The 21,485-nt window shown below is 70.8% G+C and carries 19 protein-coding genes and 1 riboswitch; of the genes, 15 read left to right on the top strand and 4 right to left on the bottom strand.

The window, feature by feature from the left end; translation table 11 throughout:
• Positions 1-13 precede the first annotated feature (13 nt).
• From dxs to ACZ39I_RS10285, 4 genes are all read left to right on the top strand, one after another.
• The gene (gene dxs / locus ACZ39I_RS10300; protein WP_467244030.1) at positions 14-1,912 is read left to right on the top strand and encodes a 1-deoxy-D-xylulose-5-phosphate synthase; all 1,899 of its coding nucleotides are present in this window, start codon (positions 14-16) and stop codon (positions 1,910-1,912) included.
• Positions 1,909-3,294 (top strand): aspartate aminotransferase family protein, encoded by a 1,386-nt coding sequence (locus ACZ39I_RS10295; protein WP_467244029.1) that lies wholly within the window; start codon positions 1,909-1,911, stop codon positions 3,292-3,294. The genes dxs and ACZ39I_RS10295 overlap by 4 nt, the downstream gene beginning before the upstream one ends.
• A 79-nt stretch (positions 3,295-3,373) precedes the next feature.
• A complete protein-coding gene (locus ACZ39I_RS10290) occupies positions 3,374-3,979 on the top strand; it encodes a helix-turn-helix domain-containing protein (RefSeq protein ID WP_467244028.1) in 606 nt (201 codons plus the stop codon).
• Complete coding sequence (locus tag ACZ39I_RS10285) at positions 3,976-4,098, top strand: DUF6126 family protein (protein ID WP_352380693.1); 123 nt, start codon at positions 3,976-3,978, stop codon at positions 4,096-4,098. The genes ACZ39I_RS10290 and ACZ39I_RS10285 overlap by 4 nt, the downstream gene beginning before the upstream one ends.
• A 16-nt stretch (positions 4,099-4,114) precedes the next feature.
• Here ACZ39I_RS10285 and ACZ39I_RS10280 read toward each other — a convergent pair whose 3' ends face one another.
• Positions 4,115-4,912, bottom strand: coding sequence for a tyrosine-protein phosphatase (locus ACZ39I_RS10280; RefSeq protein ID WP_467244027.1), 798 nt, complete (start codon positions 4,910-4,912; stop codon positions 4,115-4,117).
• Between the two features lie 208 nt (positions 4,913-5,120).
• On the opposite strand from ACZ39I_RS10280, the gene ACZ39I_RS10275 reads away from it, so the two are divergent.
• The 4 genes from ACZ39I_RS10275 (at position 5,121) to ACZ39I_RS10260 (ending at position 10,448) form a co-directional block, all read left to right on the top strand.
• Positions 5,121-7,196 carry an alpha-galactosidase gene (locus ACZ39I_RS10275; protein WP_467244025.1) on the top strand — a complete coding sequence of 692 codons (2,076 nt, stop codon included), beginning with the start codon at positions 5,121-5,123 and terminating at the stop codon, positions 7,194-7,196.
• A gap of 306 nt (positions 7,197-7,502) precedes the next feature.
• Positions 7,503-7,664: riboswitch (cyclic di-AMP (ydaO/yuaA leader) on the top strand.
• Between the two features lie 4 nt (positions 7,665-7,668).
• A complete protein-coding gene (locus ACZ39I_RS10270) occupies positions 7,669-8,583 on the top strand; it encodes a M23 family metallopeptidase (protein ID WP_467244024.1) in 915 nt (304 codons plus the stop codon).
• A gap of 217 nt (positions 8,584-8,800) precedes the next feature.
• Entirely contained in the window at positions 8,801-9,517 is a 717-nt protein-coding gene (locus ACZ39I_RS10265; RefSeq protein WP_467244022.1) for a DUF6250 domain-containing protein, read from the top strand.
• A gap of 145 nt (positions 9,518-9,662) precedes the next feature.
• A complete protein-coding gene (locus ACZ39I_RS10260) occupies positions 9,663-10,448 on the top strand; it encodes an SGNH/GDSL hydrolase family protein (protein ID WP_352382485.1) in 786 nt (261 codons plus the stop codon).
• 92 nt (positions 10,449-10,540) lie between these two features.
• On the opposite strand, the gene ACZ39I_RS10255 is transcribed toward ACZ39I_RS10260, so the two are convergent.
• On the bottom strand, positions 10,541-11,149 hold the full coding sequence (locus ACZ39I_RS10255) for a TetR/AcrR family transcriptional regulator (RefSeq protein ID WP_467244020.1): 609 nt from the start codon (positions 11,147-11,149) through the stop codon (positions 10,541-10,543).
• Between the two features lie 48 nt (positions 11,150-11,197).
• Positions 11,198-12,376 carry a glutamate dehydrogenase gene (locus tag ACZ39I_RS10250; RefSeq protein WP_467244018.1) on the bottom strand — a complete coding sequence of 393 codons (1,179 nt, stop codon included), beginning with the start codon at positions 12,374-12,376 and terminating at the stop codon, positions 11,198-11,200.
• 176 nt (positions 12,377-12,552) lie between these two features.
• Between ACZ39I_RS10250 and ACZ39I_RS10245 the strand changes: the two genes are divergently transcribed.
• The 6 genes from ACZ39I_RS10245 to ACZ39I_RS10220 all read left to right on the top strand — a co-directional run bounded on the left by ACZ39I_RS10245 (position 12,553) and on the right by ACZ39I_RS10220 (position 19,521).
• A complete protein-coding gene (locus tag ACZ39I_RS10245; protein WP_467244016.1) occupies positions 12,553-13,740 on the top strand; it encodes an MBL fold metallo-hydrolase in 1,188 nt (395 codons plus the stop codon).
• A gap of 981 nt (positions 13,741-14,721) precedes the next feature.
• On the top strand, positions 14,722-17,430 hold the full coding sequence (locus ACZ39I_RS10240; RefSeq protein ID WP_467244015.1) for a sensor histidine kinase: 2,709 nt from the start codon (positions 14,722-14,724) through the stop codon (positions 17,428-17,430).
• Positions 17,431-17,498: 68 nt separating this feature from the next.
• Positions 17,499-17,933 carry a roadblock/LC7 domain-containing protein gene (locus ACZ39I_RS10235; RefSeq protein ID WP_467244012.1) on the top strand — a complete coding sequence of 145 codons (435 nt, stop codon included), beginning with the start codon at positions 17,499-17,501 and terminating at the stop codon, positions 17,931-17,933.
• A gap of 2 nt (positions 17,934-17,935) precedes the next feature.
• Positions 17,936-18,307, top strand: coding sequence for a DUF742 domain-containing protein (locus ACZ39I_RS10230; protein ID WP_352382484.1), 372 nt, complete (start codon positions 17,936-17,938; stop codon positions 18,305-18,307).
• Positions 18,285-18,884 carry a GTP-binding protein gene (locus tag ACZ39I_RS10225; RefSeq protein WP_007386183.1) on the top strand — a complete coding sequence of 200 codons (600 nt, stop codon included), beginning with the start codon at positions 18,285-18,287 and terminating at the stop codon, positions 18,882-18,884. Before ACZ39I_RS10230 ends, ACZ39I_RS10225 begins: the two co-directional genes overlap by 23 nt.
• 58 nt (positions 18,885-18,942) lie before the next feature.
• Entirely contained in the window at positions 18,943-19,521 is a 579-nt protein-coding gene (locus ACZ39I_RS10220; RefSeq protein ID WP_467244011.1) for a GAF domain-containing protein, read from the top strand.
• A gap of 61 nt (positions 19,522-19,582) precedes the next feature.
• Here the strand turns inward: ACZ39I_RS10220 and ACZ39I_RS10215 are convergent, their stop codons facing one another.
• A complete protein-coding gene (locus ACZ39I_RS10215) occupies positions 19,583-20,176 on the bottom strand; it encodes a GPP34 family phosphoprotein (protein WP_467244009.1) in 594 nt (197 codons plus the stop codon).
• 266 nt (positions 20,177-20,442) lie between these two features.
• On the opposite strand from ACZ39I_RS10215, the gene tdh reads away from it, so the two are divergent.
• Positions 20,443-21,471, top strand: coding sequence for an L-threonine 3-dehydrogenase (gene tdh, locus ACZ39I_RS10210; RefSeq protein WP_467244008.1), 1,029 nt, complete (start codon positions 20,443-20,445; stop codon positions 21,469-21,471).
• The last annotated feature ends 14 nt before the right edge of the window (positions 21,472-21,485 follow it).

The raw sequence follows: 21,485 nt of genomic DNA, 5'->3' as shown, positions 1-21,485 counted from the left end.
AGGGGGCCCGAGCGTGACCATGCTGGAGAACATCCGGGGACCACGCGACCTGAAGGCGCTGTCCGAATCGGATCTCGGCGAACTGGCCGAGGAAATCAGGGAGTTCCTGGTGCACGCGGTCGCCAGGACCGGCGGACACCTCGGGCCCAACCTGGGGGTGGTGGAACTGACCATCGCGCTCCACCGGGTCTTCGAGTCGCCGGTCGACCGCATCGTGTGGGACACCGGCCATCAGAGCTATGTGCACAAGATCCTGACGGGACGTCAGGACTTCTCCAAGCTGCGCGGCAAGGGCGGGCTGTCCGGCTACCCCTCGCGCGAGGAGTCCGAGCACGACATCGTCGAGAACAGCCACGCCTCCACCGCGCTCGGCTGGGCCGACGGACTCGCCAAGGCCCGCCAGGTCCAGGGCGAGAAGGGACATGTCGTCGCGGTCATAGGCGACGGCGCCCTGACCGGCGGTATGGCCTGGGAGGCGCTGAACAACATCGCGGCCGCCAAGGACCGGCCGCTGATCATCGTCGTCAACGACAACGAGCGGTCGTACTCGCCGACCATCGGCGGCCTCGCCAACCACCTGGCCACCCTGCGCACGACCGACGGCTACGAGAAGGTGCTGGCCTGGGGGAAGGACGTACTCCTGAAGACGCCCCTGGTCGGCAACACCGTCTACGAGTCCCTGCACGGCGCGAAGAAGGGCTTCAAGGACGCCTTCGCGCCGCAGGGCATGTTCGAGGACCTCGGGCTGAAGTACGTCGGTCCCATCGACGGACACGACATCGGGGCCGTCGAGTCCGCTCTGCGGCGTGCCAAGCGCTTCCACGGCCCGGTGCTGATCCACTGCCTCACCGAGAAGGGGCGCGGTTACGAGCCCGCCCTCGCCCACGAGGAGGACCACTTCCACACCGTCGGTGTGATGGACCCCCTCACCTGCGAGCCGCTCGCCCCGTCCAACGGACCTTCCTGGACCTCGGTGTTCGGCGATGAGATCACCGCGATCGGGGAGGAGCGCGAGGACGTCGTGGCGATCACGGCGGCCATGCTGCATCCCGTGGGGCTGGGCAAGTTCGCGGCGCGTTTCCCGGACCGGGTGTGGGACGTCGGCATCGCCGAGCAGCACGCGGCGGTCTCCGCGGCCGGCCTCGCGACGGGGGGCCTGCACCCGGTCGTCGCCGTGTACGCCACCTTCCTGAACCGGGCCTTCGACCAGCTCCTGATGGACGTCGCCCTGCACGGTTGCGGGGTCACGTTCGTCCTCGACCGCGCCGGGGTCACGGGCGTCGACGGGGCCTCCCACAACGGCATGTGGGACATGTCGATCCTCCAGGTCGTGCCCGGACTGAGGATCGCCGCGCCCCGAGACGCCGACCAGCTGCGGGCGCAACTGCGGGAGGCGGTCGCCGTGGACGACGCGCCGACCCTGGTGCGGTTCCCGAAGGAGTCCGTGGGACCCGTGGTCCCGGCTGTGGACCACGTGGGCGGCATGGACGTCCTGCACCGCGGGGAACGGCCCGAGGTGCTTCTCGTCGCTGTCGGCGTGATGGCGCCCGTCTGCCTCCAGGCCGCCGAGCTGCTGGAAGCGCGGGGCACCAACTGCACGGTCGTGGACCCGCGTTGGGTCAAGCCCGTCGACCCGGCGCTGCCCGGCCTCGCGGCGGAACACCGGCTGGTGGCGGTGGTCGAGGACAACAGCCGGGCCGCCGGAGTGGGAGCAGCGGTCGCGCTGGCACTCGGTGACGCCGACGTCGACGTGCCCGTACGGCGGTTCGGGATCCCGGAACAGTTCCTCGCGCATGCCAAACGGGGCGAGGTACTCGCCGACATCGGCCTGACGCCGGTCGAGGTGGCGGGGCGGATCAGCGCGAGCCTGGCCGTGAAGGCACAGGCCGACGTCAAGGAGAAGGCTGAATGAGCACGGAGTTCGACCTCGGCAGACTCCTGGCCGAGCGCGGAGCCGAACGCTACGAGCTGCACACCAGGTACCTCAACCACCAGCTCCCGCGCATGCTGCACACCATCGGCTTCGACAAGGTCTACGAGCGCGGCGAGGGCGCCTACTTCTGGGACGCGGACGGCAACGACTACCTGGACATGCTCGCCGGGTTCGGGGTGATGGGCCTGGGGCGCCACCATCCCGTCGTCCGCAAGGCGCTGCACGACGTCCTCGACGCCTCTCTCGCCGACCTCACCCGCTTCGACTGCCAGCCACTGCCCGGGCTGCTGGCGGAGAAGCTGCTCACCCACAGCCCGCACCTGGACCGGGTGTTCTTCGGCAACAGCGGCACCGAGGCGGTCGAGACCGCGCTGAAGTTCGCCCGGTACGCGACCGGGAAGCCCCGTGTCCTGTACTGCGACCACGCCTTCCACGGGCTGACCACGGGCTCGCTGTCGGTCAACGGCGAAGACGGCTTCCGGGACGGGTTCGCGCCTCTGCTGCCCGACACCGCCGTACCTCTCGGCGATCTGGACGCCCTGGCCAGGGAGTTGAAGAAGGGCGACGTCGCCGCCCTGGTCGTCGAGCCGATCCAGGGCAAGGGGGTGCACGAGGCGCCGCCCGGCTATCTGCGCGCCGCGCAGGAGCTGCTGCGCCGGCACAAGGCGCTGCTCATCGCCGACGAGGTGCAGACCGGGCTCGGCCGGACCGGGGACTTCTACGCCTACCAGCACGAGGACGGCGTCGAGCCCGACCTGGTGTGCGTGGCCAAGGCGCTCTCCGGAGGCTATGTCCCGGTCGGCGCCACCCTCGGCAAGGACTGGATCTTCAAGAAGGTCTACTCGTCGATGGACCGGGTGCTGGTGCACTCGGCGAGCTTCGGCTCCAACGCCCAGGCGATGGCGGCCGGGCTCGCCGTCCTGTCGGTCATGGAGAACGAGCAGATCGTCGCGAACGCCCGCGCCACCGGTGGCCTGCTCAGGTCCCGGCTCGCGGCCCTGGTCGACAAGTACGAACTGCTCGCCGACGTGCGAGGCCGGGGCCTGATGATCGGCATCGAGTTCGGCAGGCCGAAGTCGCTGAAGCTGCGCAGCCGCTGGACCATGCTCCAGGCCGCGCGCAAGGGCCTGTTCGCACAGATGGTCGTCGTCCCCCTCCTGCAGCGGCACCGGATCCTCACCCAGGTCTCCGGCGACCACCTGGAAGTCATCAAGCTCATCCCGCCGCTCGTCGTCGGGGAGAAGGAGGTGGACCGGTTCGTCGACGCCTTCACGGACGTCATGGACGACGCGCACAGCGGCGGCGGGCTGATGTGGGACTTCGGCAGGACGCTGGTGAAGCAGGCGGTGGCCAACCGCTGACGACCCAGGGAGCCTGTGGCCTCTTTGCCTCTGGGGCAAGAAATTTGCCGCAGAGGCAAGCCTCCGGCTCAATGGAGGCATGACCTCCTCGGAAGCCTTCAGGGAGCTGCCCTCCGTGGCTCCCCAGCTTCGCGCGCTGCGCCGTCGCGCCTCCCTCACCCTGGAGGCCGCGGCCGGTGCCGCGGGCCTGTCGCCCGCCCATCTCTCCCGGCTGGAGACCGGACAGCGCCAGCCGTCGCTGCCCATGCTGCTCGCGCTGGCCCGTATCTACGGTACGACCGTCTCGGAACTGCTCGGCGAGACGGCCGCCGACCGGGACGCCGTGGTGCGCGCCGCCGACATGGAACCGACCGTGGCGGGCGGCTGGACCTACGTCCAGGCGGGTGCGACCGGCCGCGGGATGCAGGCCCTGCGCGTGCGGGTGCCGCACGGCTCTCAGGGCGACATCGTGCGAGTGCACCCCGGCGAGGAATGGCTGTACGTCCTCAAGGGACGGCTCAGGCTCCGTCTCGCGGACACCACACACCGGCTCGGTCCGGGCGACAGCGCGCACTTCGACTCGCTGACCCCGCACCGCATCGCCGCCCAGGACCCCGACGGCGTCGAGCTCCTGTTCGTCCACACCCTGCTGCAGAGTCCCACGGCCACGCTGTGCCTGGGCCCCACCCCTGGAGACACGCCATGAGCGACATGGAAGAGAAGTTCCCCCGCGCCCTGTGGGTGCGCCTGATCATCTATCTCGCGGTCGGCCACATCTTCGCGGCCTTCGTCTTCCTGCTCTTCGAGGTGGGAGCCGGGCAGTAGCGGCCCTGCGCGCAGCTCAGTCGAGCAGACGCTCCCGCAGCCGCTCACGAATCTCGGGGGTCAGGCCGAGGCCCTCTTCCAGATACGCCTCGACGCCGCCCCACGTCTCCTCGATGGTCGCGAAGGCCGCCGTCAGATACTCGGCGCGTGCCTCGAACAAGGGGCTGAGCAGCTCCATGACCTCGGGGGAGTAGGCGTCGGCGGAGGTGCTGGTGCGCCGCACCTTGTAGCGGCGGTGCTTGGCGTTCGACTCCAGGTAGTCGGCGATGATCGCCTCACGCTCCACGCCCAGGGCGAGCAGGGTCAGGGCGACGGCCAGACCCGCGCGGTCCTTGCCGGCCGCGCAGTGCATGAGGGCGGGCACGCTGTCCTCGGCGAGGGAGCGCAGCACCTGGGAGTGCTCGGCGGTGCGCTCCTTGATCATCGTGCGGTAGGAGTTGGTCATGCGCTCCGCCGCCTTGCCGTCACCGAGGAGCTCGCGCAGCTGCTCTATGTCGCCGTCGCGGACCATCTTCCAGAACGAGGTGCCCTCCGCCGGGTCGCTCAGCGGCAGGTTCACATTGGTGACGCCCGGCATGTCGACGTCGGGGCCCTCCAGCTTCTGGTCCGCCGCGTTGCGGAAGTCGAAGATCGTGTGCAGGCCGAGCGAGGACAGGAAGGCCGCGTCGTCCTCCGTCGCGTGCGCGAGATGGCCGCTGCGGAACAGCACTCCGTACCGCACCCGCCGCCCGTCCGCCGTCGGCAGCCCGCCCACGTCGCGGAAGTTGCGCACACCTGCCAGCTCGGGTTCGGTCGACGGGATCTGCTGCGTCACGGGGGGTCCTCCCAGCCAGGTTCCGCCGGCGCGGCTCGCCGGCGGAGGCACGCTCTCGACGATACGACATGGATTCCGGGGGCAAGGAGTTGTCCACAGGGCCTGCAACGACTTGTCCACAGCCGTTGCCACCAGGGCCGGTGCCCGCTGATGATGTTGGGGCCTGAGTGCACCTGTTGGCACCTGTTCGAATCTGTGAGGAAGCGCCATGCTGGAGATCGCCGAGAACGGCCGTACGTGGATTCTGTCCGGGCCGACCAGCAGTTACGCCCTGCACCTCACCGCCGAGGACGAGCTGCTGCACCTGCACTGGGGCCCGAGGATCACCCTGGCCGACGCCGAGGCCCTCGCCGTCCGTCCGCTGCCCGAGTACTGGCCCTTCGAGTCCCCGCTCGACGGACACGAGGAGTACCCCGTCGAGGGCGGCCCCCGCTTCACCCGCCCCGCCCTGTCCGTGCGCACCGACGAGTGGCGCGGCACCGAGTGGAGCTTCGAGGCGTACGACACCGAGGGCGACGAGCTGCGGCTGCGGTTCCGCGACGGCGGGCTGGCCATCACGCTGCACTACCGGATGCGCGACGACATCCTGGAGCGCTGGGTGATCCTGGACAACCATGGGCAGGACCCGGTCGAGCTGCTGCGCGCCGACTCCGCCACCTGGACCCTGCCCGACCGCGAGGACGGCTGGCGGCTGTCCCAGCTGCACGGCCGCTGGGCCGCCGAGTCCCTGCTCACCCGGACTCCCCTCACCTACGGCGAGAAGGTCATCGGCAGCCGCCGCGGCCACACCGGGCACCAGCACCTGCCGTGGGTCGCCCTCGACACCGACGCCACCGAGGAGCACGGCGAGGTCTACGGCGTCGCCCTCGGCTGGTCGGGGTCCTGGCGGATCGCCGTGGCGCAACTGCCCGACGCGCGCGTGCAGATCACCGGCGGCGCCGGCTACGACGACTCGGGTCTGCTGCGGCTGGCGGCCGGGGAGTCCTTCATGACGCCCGTCTTCGCCGGGCTCTGGAGCGACGGCGGCTTCGGCGGCGCGAGCCGCACCTGGCACGCCTACCAGCGGGCCCACGTCATCCCGCACGCGGACCAGGACCGGCCCGTGCTGTTCAACTCCTGGGAGGCCACGAACTTCGACATCTCCGAGGAGCAGCAGCGCACCCTGGCCCGGCGGGCCGCGGCGATGGGCGTCGAGCTGTTCGTGGTCGACGACGGCTGGTTCGGTGCCCGCACCAGCGACCGGGCCGGGCTCGGCGACTGGACGCCCAACCCCGACCGCTTCCCCGCCGGCCTCAAGCCGCTCGCCGACTACGTGCGCACGCTCGGCATGCAGTTCGGCATCTGGGTCGAGCCGGAGATGGTCAACCCGGACAGCGAGCTGTACCGCGCCCACCCGGACTGGGTGCAGTACCAAACGGGACGGAAGCGGACGGAGCTCCGCAACCAGCTCGTACTGAACCTCGCGCGCGAGGACGTCCAGGAGTACCTGTGGGAGCAGCTCGACGCTCTCCTCTCCTCGGCCCCGATCGACTATGTGAAGTGGGACTTCAACCGCTGCTTCACGGACGCGGGCTGGCCCGGTGAGTCGTACCCGCAGCGCCTGTGGGTGGACCATGTGCGCGGCTTCTACGCCCTCTTGGATCGGTTGCGGGAGGCCCACCCGGGCGTGGCCTTCGAGTCCTGCTCGGGCGGTGGCGGCCGGATCGACCTCGGGGTGCTCAGCCGCACCGACCAGGTGTGGACCTCGGACAACACCGATCCGCTCGACCGGCTCGCCATCCAGCACGGCTTCAGCCAGATCCATCCCGCGCGTGTGATGGCCGCATGGGTGACCGACAGTCCCAACACCCAGCTCAACGACCGGGTGAGCTCGCTGCGGTTCCGGTTCGTCAGCGCGATGGCCGGGGTGCTGGGGGTCGGCGGGGACCTCACGGAGTGGACCGAGGAGGAGCTCGCCGAAGCCGCTCGGTGGGTGGGTCTCTACAAGGAGATCCGGCCGGTGGTGCAGCGCGGCGACCTGTACCGGCTGCGGCCTCCGCAGGGCGGGCTGAGCGCGGTGCAGTACGTCCTCGGGGACGAGACCGTCGTCCTCGCCTGGCTGCAGGCGCAGAAGTACGGCGAGCCCGTCCCCTCGCTGCGGCTGCGCGGGCTCGACCCGACAGCGTCGTATGAATGCCTCGAAACGGGCGAAGTGTACCGAGGGGGCGTATTGCTTCATCACGGACTTCGTACCGGCTTGCGCGGTGACCTCGATGCGACAGTTATCCGACTGCGTCGCATCTAGGGCTTGTGTCCGAATTAGCAGGTTCTCTCCCAACTCCTTTCGGCTTGAGGGTTCCTGTGAATTCGTGACGTGAGCAGCGTCATATCCGTGACGGTGTGTCGCCCGTCATGTTCACGTAATTCGCAGGTTTCCCAAGGGGATTTGGGTCGGGTGAAGGGCGTCCGATTCACGCAGGGTGACCGGTAATTCTCATACGGGATCAACAGGAACGCAGGCAAAGGGAACCCTTCACTTGTCCCTTTGCGTCTTGCTCGCTTACGTTCACCCCCGATCCGGTCGGACGCCCAATCCTGCCGCCGAGCGGATTCCCCACACTCACCCACCCGTGCAAGGCAGGAGCGGGGGACCCACAGGTAAAACCGCCTGTTCCGGTCTCCGGAACGGCTTGGGGTTAAGGCGCGTCCAGGCGCGTCCGGGCATCTCCAGCCCGCACCCGACAGCTCACCTCGCAGGCGCCGGAGAGGAATTCGTCATGCCCGCGAAGGGTAAGCACCGCCGTCCGAAGTCCCAGCGCTTCACCCGCTCGATCGCCGTCGTCGGCACCGGGGGCGCCGCGCTCGCCCTCCCGCTCATGGGGGCCACCGGCGCGCACGCCGCAACTCCCCAGTCCGTGTCGGAAAAGGCCGTTCAGTCGCTTCCGGTCACGCAGAAGTCCGCCGAAAAGACGGTCGCGAAGAAGGCCTCGACGGTGCGCACCTATTCGGTGCGCGTCGGCGACTATCTCTCGAAGATCGCCGATGAGCAGAACGTCAGCGGTGGTTGGAAGAAGCTGTACGCCGACAACCGTTCGGCGATCGGAGACGACCCGTCACTGATCCACCCCGGTCTGAAGCTCTCGATCGGCAAGAAGGCCAAGGCGAGCACGACGAAGACCAAGTCTTCCTCTTCGTCCTCGGCGAAGACCGAGAAGGCCGAGTCGAAGAAGTCCTCCTCGAACTCGACGGCTGCCACCCAGAGCTCCGCCACCACCAGTTCCAGCGGCTACACCCTTCCGGTCACCGGCGCCACGATCGGCACCGGCTACCGCGTCGCGGGCAGCATGTGGTCCAGCGGCTACCACACCGGCGTCGACTTCGTCGTCCCGACCGGCACCTCGCTCAAGGCCGTGGCCGCGGGCACGGTCGTCTCCGCGGGCTGGGGCGGCGCCTACGGCAACCAGGTCGTCATCAAGCTGAACGACGGCTACTACGCGCAGTACGCCCACCTGTCCCAGCTCTCCGTCTCGGCCGGCCAGACCGTGACCGAGGGCCAGCAGATCGGCCTCTCCGGTGCGACCGGCAACGTCACCGGCCCGCACCTGCACTTCGAGATCCGCACCACGCCGGACTACGGCTCCGACGTGGACCCCGTCGCCTACCTCCGTTCGAAGGGCGTCGCCGTCGGCTGACGATCCTCCTGTGCCACCGAAGGCCGGACCCCGATCCCCGGGTCCGGCCTTCGGTGTTTCCTCATGATCGCTTCGTTGCGTTCTTGTGGCGGGTGTGCTCGGGGCGTCGACAGGGGGAGGAGGGGCGCGGCACAGTGAACTCCCCAGCCGAGTAAGCGCTTTCTGGGATCCTCGTCTCTTCAGGGTCCTCGTCCCTTCACGGAAGGAACCGTCCGTCATGACGACCACGCGCAGAGCCTTCGGGGCCCTCGCCGCCGGCGCCGCCCTGGCCGCCCTCGTCCCCGCGGCCACCGCGAGCGCCTCGCCCCCACACCGCCGCCTCATCGCTCACGACGACTTCCGCCACGGCCTCGGCCGCTGGGCCGTCGAGCTGGAGCAAGGCGGCACGGTCACCGCGCGGCGCGGGGTCCTGGAGGTCGATGTGCCGGCCGGCGCGACGATCTGGTTCAGGCAGCCGCTCGAAGGGCCGTACGTCCTGGAGTACACAGCCACTCCCGTGTCCGCGGGCGGGGTCAACGACCGGGTGTCCGACCTGAACAACTTCTGGAACGCGGTCGACGTCCGGTCTCCCCACGACCTCTTCGCCACCCACCGGGGCGGGGCGCTCGCGGAGTACGACTACCTGAAGACGTACTACTCCGGCTACGGCGCCAACTACAACACCACGACACGGCTGCGCCGTTACGTCGGAGAATCCGGTGTACGGCCCCTGATCTACGACTACACCGAGCCGCTGCTGGTCGCGAACGAGCCGAACCGGGTGCGGATCGTTTCCGACGGGTCCACCGTGCAGTGGTGGAACAACGGGCGGCTCGTCTTCGACTACACCGATCCGCAGCCGTACACACGTGGGCACTTCGCGTTCCGGACCACCTGGAGTCACTTCCGGATCAGTGACTTCAGGGTGTGGCGGTCGCAGCGTGAACATTCCTGATGATGGGCCTATTCCTGGTTTGGCCAACACTTTAGGAGTGGCTTATCTCACCGACCGTCAAGTCCTTCTTACGGTCGCGTAGGTCACATTCGAAGGTGAATCATGAACGGTTGTGGCAGACGATTCGAAGAACGACAGCAGCTCAGTGATCGGGTCGTACGTGGCGGTGGGGGACAGCTTCACCGAGGGCGTCGGCGACCTCGGCCCCGACGGGGCATTCGTCGGCTGGGCCGACCGGTTCGCGGTGCTTCTCGCGGACCGGCGGCCCGAGGGCGATTTCAGGTACAGCAATCTCGCCGTACGCGGGAAGCTCCTCGACCAGATCGTCGAGGACCAGCTTCCGCAGGCCGTCGAACTGGCACCGGACCTGGTGTCGTTCTGCGCCGGCGGCAACGACATCCTCCGGCCCGGTACCGACCCCGACGAGGTCGCCGAACGCTTCGAGCGGGCCGTGGCCCGGCTCACCCAGGCGTGCGGCACGGTCATGGTGACGACCGGCTTCGACACCCGTGGTGTGCCCGTGCTCAAGCATCTGCGCGGCAAGATCGCCACGTACAACGGACATGTGCGGGCCGTCGCCGACCGGTACGGGTGCCCGGTGCTCGACCTGTGGTCCCTGAAGACCATCCAGGACCGGCGGGCCTGGGACGGCGACCGGCTGCACCTCTCCCCTGAGGGGCACACGCGTGTGGCGCTCCGTGCGGGACAGGTGCTGGGACTGGAGGTGCCGGCGGATCCCGACCAGCCCTGGCCGCCGCTTCCCCCGCGCGGGCCGCTGGACGTGCGGCGCGACGATGTGCACTGGGCCCGGGAGTTTCTGGTGCCGTGGATCGGGCGTCGGCTGCGCGGCGAGTCCTCCGGGGACCACGTGACGGCCAAGGGCGTGCTGTCGCCGGACGACATCAAGAGCCGGATCGCTCCGGTGGCCTGAGTCGAGTGCGAGGCCGGTGCCGGGCGGGGCGGATCTCGCCCGGCGGCCGCCATGAGACCCTCCCCCCGGGCGACCCGGCCCGCGTATCGCCGCTACTCGGACCTCGTGCCGTCCAGGCCGAGTTCCCGTGCCAGGGCCTCGTCCACCCACTCCTGGGCCCGGGACCTGGCCACCGCTCCCGCGTAGGACGTCAGTTGGACGGCCAGGCCGTCCAGGAGGGCGGTGAGGCGCAGGGCGGTGGCTTCCGGGTCCGGGCAGGAGAACTCGCCCGCGGCCACGCCCTCGGCGATCACCTCCGTGAGCGCCGCCTTCCAGCGTCTGTCCAGGTCACGAATGACCTCCTGGAGCGCCGGCTCACGCAGGGCCACCGCCCAGCCCTCGATCCACAGCCGCCAGCCCTTGGCCTGGCCCGTCGGGGCGTACCAGCGCACGGCCGACCGGAGCCGGCGCAGGGCGCTCGTGCGGCGGCCGAGGAGCTTGCGCAGATGGGCCAGGTCGTCCTCGGCGGCGTAGGTGAACGCGGCGGCGACCAGCTTCTCCTTCGTGGAGAAGTGATAGAGCACCAGGGCGTTGCTCACCCCGAGCGCCGAGGCCACGTCGGCGATCCTGACGGCCGCCACGCCCCGCGCCTCGATCTGCTCGATGGCGGCCCGCAGCAGCTCCTCGCGCCGCTCCGCCACTGTCAACCGCACTCTCGCCACGGGATCACCCTAGCCGTCCCCCTGCGGGTCCTCGCGTGTCGGGCCAGGTCAGCGGTACCAACCGAACCGCTCCGCGATCACCGGCAGCCGGTCCGCGACCAGTGCGTGCGCGGCGGCGCGCGGCGAGGTGCCGTCCGCCTCCGCGCGCGCCAGCAACTGCCCCACCAGGTCGCGCATGGAACGTCGAATGTGCGCGAAGGCCTCGTCCGGATCCGCGCCGATGTCGCCGAACAGGGTCCACCACCACCAGGCATTGGTCCCGGAGTTGACCACGACGTCCGGCAGTACGGTCACCCCGCGCGCGGCCAGCAGAGCCTCCGCCGCGGGCAGGACGGGCATGTTGGCCGCCTCGACGATCCAACGCGCCCGGATCCGCTCCTGGTTCCCGGTGTCGATCGCGTACGAGACGGCCGCCGGCACGAGCACCTCGGCGTCGAGCGACAGCCAGGCCTCACCGGGCAGTTCGCGGTCGGCCGGGCGCAGGGCGGAGCGGTCCACGGTGCCGTAGGCGTCCCGGGCGGCCAGCAGCGCCTCGACGTCGAGCCCTGCCGGGTTGAAGATCGTGCCCTTGATGTCGGCGACGGCCACGACCGTCAGCCCCGCGCGCGTGAGGAAGCGCGCCGTGGCCCCGCCCATGGTGCCGAGCCCCTGCACGGCCACGCGCGTGCCCCCGTACGGCACTCCGGCCGCGTCCAGGGCCGCGAGCGCCGACTCGGCCACCCCGCAGCCGCCCGCCAGCTCGTCGAGCCCGATGCCGTCCACCTCCACGGCGAACGCGTCCGCGAGCCGCCGCCGGGCCGCGGCCTCGTCGTCGAGCAGGGGATAGACCGCCTGGATCGAGGAGACGAGACCGGCCTCCGCGGCCGCCCGGTCGACCAGGTCCTGGCTGAGACCGAGGTCCTCGCCGGTCGTCCAGCAGCTTTCGACGTACGGCCGCATGGCGCGCAGGTAGCGCACGAGCAGGCCGTACGCCTCCGGGTCCCGGGGGTCGCAGTCGATGCCGCCCTTCGCCCCGCCCAACGGGACGTACCGGGCCGCGGGGTCGTAGTGCAGGGCCTCCTTCATGGTCATGCCGCGGGCGAGTCCGGCGACCTCGTCCAGAGTGCAGCCCGGGCGCATCCGCAGGCCGCCGCTGGCGACACCCCGCACCAGCCGGTCGACGACCAGGAAGCCCTGGCGGCCGGTGACGTGGTCGGTCCAGGTGAGCGACAGCAAGGGGGTGGTCACGCGGGCTCCGGGGTGGGCGGACGGCTACTGAACGGGGGGTCAGTATTGGCATCCCGGTACGCCCTGTCAACGTGATCCGCTGCCACGGCGTCCTTGTCCGTGTGACCGGGCAGACCCCGGCGCTGTCAGAGGGGCGGACCATAATGGGTGCCTCAGAGACTCCACATGGAGGTACCGTGACCGGCTTCCGTCCCCTGAGCTACGGGCTCCGCGCGCTGCAGCCCGCGGCCTTCGGCGCGGACCCGAGCGGTGAGCGCTTGGCGCGCATCCGCAGATCCCCTCACTTCGCGAACGGTGTCTTCCAGAACCCCGGCGGTACGGCCCGGACCCGTCCCGACGCTTCGGCGATCGACCTCGCCAAGGCCTTCTTCGACAGCGACGGCCGCCGGCAGCGGGCTCCCGAAGGCCGGATCCCGGTACATGCCACGACGCTCGCCGACCTCTCCAAGCCCCCGGCCACCGGGCTGCGGCTCACGTGGATGGGTCACTCCAGCGTGCTCGCCGAGATCGACGGACGGCGGGTGCTGTTCGACCCCGTGTGGGGTGAGCGCTGCTCCCCGCTCCCCTTCGCCGGTCCCAAGCGGCTGCACCCCGTGCCGCTGCCGCTGGCCGCGCTCGGGCCGGTCGACGTGGTCGTCATCTCCCACGACCACTACGACCACCTGGACATGCTCACGATCAAGGAACTGGCCGGGACCGACACCGTCTTCGCCGTGCCGCTCGGGGTGGGGGCCCACCTCGAGCACTGGGGAGTGTCCGCGGACCGGCTGCGTGAGCTGGACTGGCACGAGTCGACCCAGGTCGCCGGACTCACGCTCACGGCCACCCCGGCCCGGCACTTCTGCGGACGGGGACTGCGCAACACCCAGCACACGCTGTGGGCGTCCTGGGTCGTCTCCAGCGGGGAGCACCGGGTCTACCACAGCGGTGACACCGGGTACTTCGACGGATTCAAGGACATCGGCGCGGCCTTCGGGCCCTTCGACGCCACGATGATCCAGCTCGGCGCCTACTCGGAGTTCTGGCCGGACATCCACATGACACCCGACGAGGCCGTGCGGTCCCATCTGGATCTGCAGGGCGGGGACGCGGCGGAAGGCGTGCTGCTGCCGATCCACTGGGGCACCTTCAACCTCGCGACGCATCCCTGGGCGGAGCCTGCGGAGCGGACCATGCTGCTGTCCCACAAGGCCGGGGTCGCCATGGCCACGCCTCGGCCGGGGGAGCCGTTCGAGCCGGGGGCGGTACCGGTGGCCGATCCTTGGTGGCGGCGGGTGGCGAGGGCGCCGGCCGGGGGGTGGGCCGAGCTGCCTGCGGCTTCGGGGGAGCGGGAACCGGAGCGGGAGCCGGTGGCTGAGCGGTGATGTGAGGTTGGCGCGGGGGTGGAAGCCGGTGCGGGTCTTGTCTGCCCGTGCGGGTGGGTGCCGTTGACCCTGGTGTCGTAACGGTGGTCTGGGTAGGTGTCCCCGGCTTCGCAGCGCGGTGCGGTGCGGTGAACATCTCTGGCGGGGCAAGCAGTACGGTCCGGACCTCGGCACCGAGGTCCGGTGACGGGGTGGCAGGGGGCCGGCCTGCCTCGGTGGACCCGGCGAGAAGGCTGGTAACTGGAGTCGCGCGTGCTTGCGGGCGGCACGGGTCGGGTCGGCCGGCCCCGAGGCCGGGGTGAGCGGACTGAGGACCCCGTCCGCCTGTCACTCCGGGGTAGTCGGCGCCGGACACCCTCGGCAAGACCAACGCCCAGCGCGGGGAGTGCCCCCGCCGTGGCTCGGGGGATGAAGCGGCTCGGCGTCGCGGCCGACCGACACAGTCAGTGACGGTCCGGAAAGTTTGGGCCAAGGGTCCGGGAGGGTGTCGGTGGGTCCGTCGTGCCCGAGGAACGGGCCGGGGCGACGACCGAGGCGCGCGTACGGCTGGAGTCCTCGCCGGTCGTGTGTGAACGGTTCTGACCAGGGATGATCGGTAGTCACTCGTTCGAGAGTGCTCGGCCGATCAGCTTGTCGTTCTGTCGTGCGAAACCTCATACCAGAGCGGGATGCTCCCCGGGGCAGTTTGTCAACTGCCGCTCGCACATGATGCCTTGGCGACTACTGTGAGTGTCCACCGGCCAACGAGGGGTTGAAGTCTTCGGTTCTCTCGACCGGTACGCCATGACGCATGCCCACGGCGCTCGGCCGAGGTGCGGGGAGGAGGGAGGCGACGCGCCGGTGACCGACGACCATGCCGCGCGAGCCGCCCGGCGACCCGCCCCGACGCCCGTGGGGGCACGCGCCGCAGCCCGCCGATCCGGGCCGGCAGGCCCGGATCCCTCCGGCCAACAGGACCGACGGACCAGTACAAGGACACCGATGTCTCACCTCCGTGCACCTGCCGCACGCGCAGACCGCCGCGAGAGCGGGCGGCACGGGCGGCCGGTCGCCCGCCCCACCCCCTCGCTGCCTGAGACGCACATACGGCCACAACTGCTGCGGCTGGCCGTGCTCCCGCCGATCGCGGTCGCCCTCAGCGGCTGCGCGGCCGTCCTGTTCACCGTTCGTTCCACCGGGGCGCATCCCAACCTCATCCTGTGGGCTGTCCTGGCCGGTACGGTCTCGGTTGCCCTCGCGGGGATCCTCATCGCCGCCGTCGCGGCCGACCGCGCCGCAAAGACGGTGGGCGACCGCGTCGGCGCGTTGCGCCGCAGCAGCGCACGCCGCGAGGCCGACCTGCGGGCGCTGGTCGAGGGGCTGCGGCGCGGCGAGATTCCGCCGGGCCTCAGCCCGCGCAACGGTCCGCCCGACGACGCCGACGACCTCGAACTGCTCGCCGCCGACCTGGACCGCGCCCACGACGGGGCGGTCACCGCCGTCGTCCAGGCCGCCCAGCTCTCCAGCCAGGCCGGCAGCGAACAGAAGCTGGAGGTCTTCGTCAACCTCGCGCGGCGGCTTCAGTCGCTGGTGCACCGCGAGATCTCGATCCTCGACGAGCTGGAGAACGAGATCGAGGACCCCGATTTGCTCAAGGGGCTCTTCCACGTCGATCACCTGGCCACCCGGATCCGCCGGCACGCCGAGAACCTCGCAGTCCTCGGCGGTGCCGTCTCACGTCGGCAGTGGAGCAACCCCGTCTCCATGACCGAGGTGCTGCGCTCCGCCATCGCCGAGGTCGAGCAGTACTCGCGGGTGAAACTCGTGCCGCCGATCGACGGCACACTGCGCGGGCATGCCGTCGCCGACGTCATTCATCTGCTGGCCGAACTGGTCGAGAACGCAACGGTGTTCTCGGCGCCGCACACCCAAGTGCTGCTGCGCGCCAACCTCGTGACCTCCGGGCTCGCCGTCGAGGTGGAGGACCGCGGGCTCGGCTTGCCGGTCGCCGAACAGCACCGGATGAACGCCCTGTTGGCGGATCCGGACCAGGTCAATGTCGCAAGTCTGCTGGCGGACGGGCGCATCGGGCTGTTCGTGGTCTCGCAGCTCGCGAAGCGGCACGGGATCCATGTCCGGCTCCAGACCAATATCTACGGCGGCGTCCAGGCCGTCCTCGTCGTGCCGCAGACGTTGCTGGGTTCGGCGCCGGGGGCGATCGGTGCGCACCAGCCGGAAGCGGCGGGGACGGGTGGGGGCGCGGGGGCGGTCGTAGCGCGCCAGGGTCCGGGTCATCCGCGTGCCGGGCACGAGGCACGGCACCGGGGAGCGCCCGCGGAGCCGCGTCCGGGTCTCAACGGTGGTGCGACGCCGACGGCGGAGAGCGGCGTGGCGGTTCCGCAGGGCGTCGGGCATGGGCAGAACGGCCGTGGGCCCGGACTGAACGGGAGTGGTCGCGCACCGGGTGGCGGCGGAGGCGTACCGGTCGGCGAAGGTGCTGCGCCGGATCGCGGCGCGGCCGTGTCGAGCGGTGGGGGGCCTGGGCCTGGCGGCAGCGATCCCCTGCCGAGTGGCAGCGGGCCGTTCTTGAACGGCTCGGGGGCACCGGCCAGCGGTGGAAGCGTTCCGCATGAGGGCGGGCGCTTGCCGGGCGGCGGCGGACAGGTGCCCGGCGGCGAGGCCCTGGCGGGTGGCGCCGGAGCGTTTCTGGATGGTGCCTCGGGGGGGCCGGTTGGCGGTGGACAAACGTCCGGTGCCGACGCCCTGGCGAGTGGTGGCGGAGCCTTCTTGGACGGTGCCTCGCGAGCTCCAGGTGACGGTAGGCAAGTGCCTGTTGGCGACTCCCTGGCGCGTGGCAGTGGGTCCTCTCCGAGTGTTGGCTCGGCCGTACCCAGTGGTGGCTTGGGTGTTCCGGGCGACGGTGGGCAAGGGCATCTCGCAGGCGGGGCCCTGCCCGGCGGGGGCGGGTCCCCGGCCCGTGGCAACGGAGCGGGGACCGATCGGCAGGCCGGTCGTGGGAGCGGGCCGGAGGGAGCGCGCTCCGGGCGTCCCGCGCCGCTGCCCGTGCGTGGGGCCCGCGGGGCGCGGCCCACCCCTGCCGAGGCCGTGCCCGGGATCAGGCCCGACGACCGGCGGCTGGTCGCGGAGCACGTCGCCGCGCCGCCCACCCCGCGTAGCGGGACCGTGCGCGGCACCATGGGCAAGCCCCAACTGCCCCGCCGCCGCGCCCAGGAGCACATCGCACCCCAACTGCGCGGCGGACCGGCACCACGGCAGGACGCCGAGTACATCGCCGGCCACGACCCGGGGCTGATGGCGGCCTTCCAGCGCGGGATCAACCTCGCCGAGGCCCAGCAACACGTGGAGCCGGAGCGCGGTGAACCGACCACGCCCTTGCCCTTGCCATTGCCGTCGCCGCGTACGGAGGCGGGACACATGGACTCGGCATACACCACGGGCCGCCCCAGGGCGGTGTCCGCGGCGCCCACGTCCCGCCCCGCTACGTCCCCCGACCCTTCCGCCTCCTTCGACTTCGACAGCAACAGCGACAGCGACATCGACCTGGATGCGAGCCACACGGACGCCACACACACGACCGACGCCGCCACCCTCGACGTAACCCCCATGGAGCGGCCCCACATAGCCGAGGCGCACGGCCTCGATCCCGACCGCACCACCCACCGGCACGACGGGAGCGCACCCGCCGGATGACCACCCCCGCGTTCACCCCACCCCCCAGCGCTCCCGCAGACCTTCGTACCTCAAGGAGTCGATCCACCATGGCGAGCGAAGCGCCGACCGGCCATGTATCCGATCTCGACTGGCTGATGAGCGGCCTCGTGCAGCGCGTGCCGCACACCAGCAGCGCGGTCCTGCTGTCCTGCGACGGGCTCGTGAAGTCGGTCCACGGCCTCGACGTGGACAGCGCCGACCACATGGCGGCCCTGGCCTCCGGCCTCTACTCCCTCGGCCGCAGCGCGGGCGTCCGCTTCGGCGACGGCGGAGACGTCCGCCAGGTCGTCGTCGAACTCGACTCGACGCTGCTGTTCGTGACCACCGCCGGCTCCGGTACCTGTCTCGCCGTCCTGGCGGGACGCGAGGCCGACGCCGCCGTGCTCGGCTACGAGATGGCGATGCTCGTCAAGAGCGTGCGCCCCTACCTGGTGACCGCGCCCCGGCAGCACGCCGTCGAACCCTCGGCGATGAGGCCTTGAGCGTGGCGGCGGCCGGCGACGGGCCCTGGCTCGACGACGCGGCCGGGCGGCTGGTGCGGCCCTTCACGGTCAGCAACGGCCGCACCCGGCCGTCCATCGTGTTCGATCTCCTCTCGCACGTGATGGCCACCGGTGCCACCCCCATCGGCTATCTCGGCCCCGAGCACGCGCAGGCGCTCGACCTGTGCCGCGCGCCCGTCTCGGTGGCCGAGGTCGCCGCCCATCTCAAGCTGCCGGCGGTGGTCACCAAGGTGCTGCTGTCCGACCTCGTCGACTGCGGGGCGCTGACCACCAAGCCCCCCGAGTTCACCCACAACCCGACTGACCGGGCTCTTCTGGAGGCAGTGCTCGATGGACTACGACGACAGCTCTGACCCCTTTCCCACCGCACTGAAGATCCTGGTGGCGGGAGGGTTCGGGGTAGGCAAGACGACCTTCGTGGGCGCGGTCAGCGAGATCGCTCCCCTCAGCACGGAGGAGCTGCTCACCACGGTCAGCGCCGCGACCGACAGTCTCGACGGCATCGAGAACAAGGTCGAGACGACGGTGGCCATGGACTTCGGAAGGATCACGCTCGACCCGGAACACGTCCTGTACCTGTTCGGCACACCCGGCCAGGAGCGGTTCTGGTTCATGTGGGACGAACTCTCCGAGGGCGCGCTCGGCGCGGTGATCCTCGCCGACACCCGCAGACTGGAGGACTGCTTCGCCGCCGTGGACTTCTTCGAGCAGCGCGGCCTCGGATTCATCGTCGCGATCAACGAGTTCGACGGGGGGTACCGCTACGACCCGGAGGAGGTCCGTGCCGCCATCGACCTCCCGCCGGAGATCCCCATCGTGCGCTGCGACGCCCGGATCTCCAGTTCCGGTGTGCAGACCCTGCTCACCCTCGTACGGCATCTCATCGCCCACAGCCCGGCCCCCGCGCCGAGCCATGGCGCCCACATGTGACCCCCGCACACACCGCTACGGAGCCGCATATGACCGACGTCCACAGCGACGGCCGCCCATGAGCTACGACCCACCCCGCCCGGCCGGTCGACTGCTGCTCACCCCGGAGGACAAGGAGGCCCCGGACCGGACGCGCCGGCTGCGCCTGCTCGGGCTCGGGGAGTATCCGGAGCCGGTGCTCGACGCCTTCGCCGAGCGGCTCGCCGAGTGCACGGGGGCGCCGTACGCCATGGTCAACTTCCTCGGCGAGAACCGGCAGTTCTTCGCCGGTCTGAGAATTCCCGCGGCCCGGCCGCCGGCGGCCGGCGAGGAGGCCAAGCCGGAAGTGGGCCGCTATATGGCGCGCGACCATGGGTTCTGCCCCCATGTGGTCGCCCGCCGCAAGGCGCTGGTGCTGGAGGACGTCCGTGACTACCCGCGGTTCGCGGGCAACCCGGTTGTCGACGAGTTCGGCATCCGTTCCTATCTGGGCGCTCCGCTCATCGACTCCACGGGGATGGTCCTCGGCACGGTGTGCGCGGCGGACGTGCAGCCGCGGACCTGGGGGAGGTCCGGACTGGACACCATCAAGTCGTCCGCGGCGGAACTGGTCGCGCGGCTGGAACGACGGGAGGCCGACGGGCTCCCGGTGCTGTGACGGGCGGGACGGCCCGTCGGGGGAGCCCGGCTGGAGGGCCGGGTGTCCGGCTCGCCGGCTCCTAGTAACCGCGCCAGACATTGTCGAACGCGGCGTCCTCGATGACCTTCCGCTGGCGGACCGCTTCCAGTTCCATCACCGCGTCCCCGACCGCGGCCAGCACGGTGGCCGCCTCGTCGGCAGGTTCCCCGGCCGGTTCGTCGCCGATCCCGGCGGCGGCCACCAGGGCTGCGAGGACGGGCTCGCCCGCCGCCCAGCGCTCCTCGGCCTCCCGCCGGGCCGCCGACTCGACCAGCTCCGTCCGCCCGGTCCGCAGCGGGATGCGGCGGCCCCGCGAGCGGGTGGTCAGCCCCATCCGCTCCAGGTCGTCGACGTAGGCCGCGGACAGCCCGCGGCCCCGGCGCCACAGCCAGTCCTCGACCGTCTCGTACGGTTCCTGCCGTACGAGCGCGTCGGCGGCCTCGTCCAACAGCCGGTCCCCCGTGGGGGACTGGGCCTGCGGCAGGATGCGGTCGCCGTCCAGGGCGACGGCGTGGGCGTCGAGGAGGTCGAACACCTCGGCGCCCGCGAGCGCGAGCGCGAGGTCACCCTGTTCCACCGGCTTGTCGGCGGCCACATCGAGGGCGACGATCGCGAGGTCCCGTGCGGTGGTCATCAGCGGCTCCACGTCAGTTTGGCCGGGTACGGCGGTGAGCGTTCAGGGGCCGGCCGCGGCGGGCCGGGCCTTCCCGGTCGATTCTCGCTGCTGATCGGGGACCGTGTGACCCGATACGACCATGTGATGCGAGAACCCGGGCCGAACCGCCCGGCGGGTGTGAAGCGGAGCTGTGGCACCGCTTAAGAAATCCTCGATGGACCAGGACGGTGCCGTACGGCAGATTGCTGGGCGTTTCCACCCCTCGCACCCACAGGAGCCGTACCGTGAAGGCGCTGGTCAAGGAGAAGGCCGAGCCCGGGCTGTGGCTCGCGGACGTCCCGGAGCCGGCCGTCGGCCCCGGCGACGTACTGATCAAGGTGCTGCGCACCGGCATCTGCGGCACCGATCTGCACATCCGGTCCTGGGACGGCTGGGCCCAGCAGGCGATCAGGACCCCGCTCGTGCTCGGACACGAGTTCGTCGGCGAGGTCGTGGAGACCGGGCGCGATGTCCCGGAGATCGCCATCGGGGACCGGGTGAGCGGCGAGGGGCACCTCGTCTGCGGCAAGTGCCGCAACTGCCTCGCCGGGCGACGGCACCTGTGCCGGGCCACGGTCGGACTCGGCGTCGGCCGGGACGGGGCCTTCGCGGAGTACGTCGTGCTGCCCGCCGCCAATGTGTGGGTGCACCGCGTCCCCGTGGACCTCGATGTGGCGGCGATCTTCGACCCGTTCGGCAACGCCGTGCACACCGCGCTGTCCTTCCCGCTGGTCGGCGAGGACGTGCTGATCACCGGTGCCGGGCCGATCGGACTGATGACGGCGGCGGTCGCCCGGCACGCGGGTGCCCGCAACGTCGTCGTCACCGACGTCAGCGAGGAGCGCCTGGAACTGGCCCGCAAGATCGGGGTGAGCCTCGCGTTGAACGTCTCACAGGCCCGGATCGCCGACGGGCAAAGGGAGTTGGGGCTGCGCGAGGGCTTCGACATCGGCCTGGAGATGTCCGGCCGTCCGGAGGCCCTGCGCGACATGATCGCCAACATGACGCACGGCGGCCGGATCGCCATGCTGGGACTGCCGGCCGCGGAGTTCCCGGTCGACTGGGCCCGGATCGTCACCTCGATGATCACCATCAAGGGCATCTACGGCCGCGAGATGTTCGAGACCTGGTACGCGATGTCGGTCCTCCTGGAGGGCGGCCTCGACCTCGCCCCCGTGATCACCGGCCGGTACGGCTACCGCGACTTCGAGGCGGCGTTCGCCGACGCGGCGAGCGGCCGCGGCGGCAAGGTCATCCTCGACTGGACCAACTGACTCGACCGGACCAA

The sequence above is a fragment of the Streptomyces sp. NPDC024687 genome (assembly GCF_055559055.1).
The sequence above is the reverse complement of the archived record's forward strand: the minus strand, read 5'-3'. Positions and strand labels throughout refer to the sequence as shown.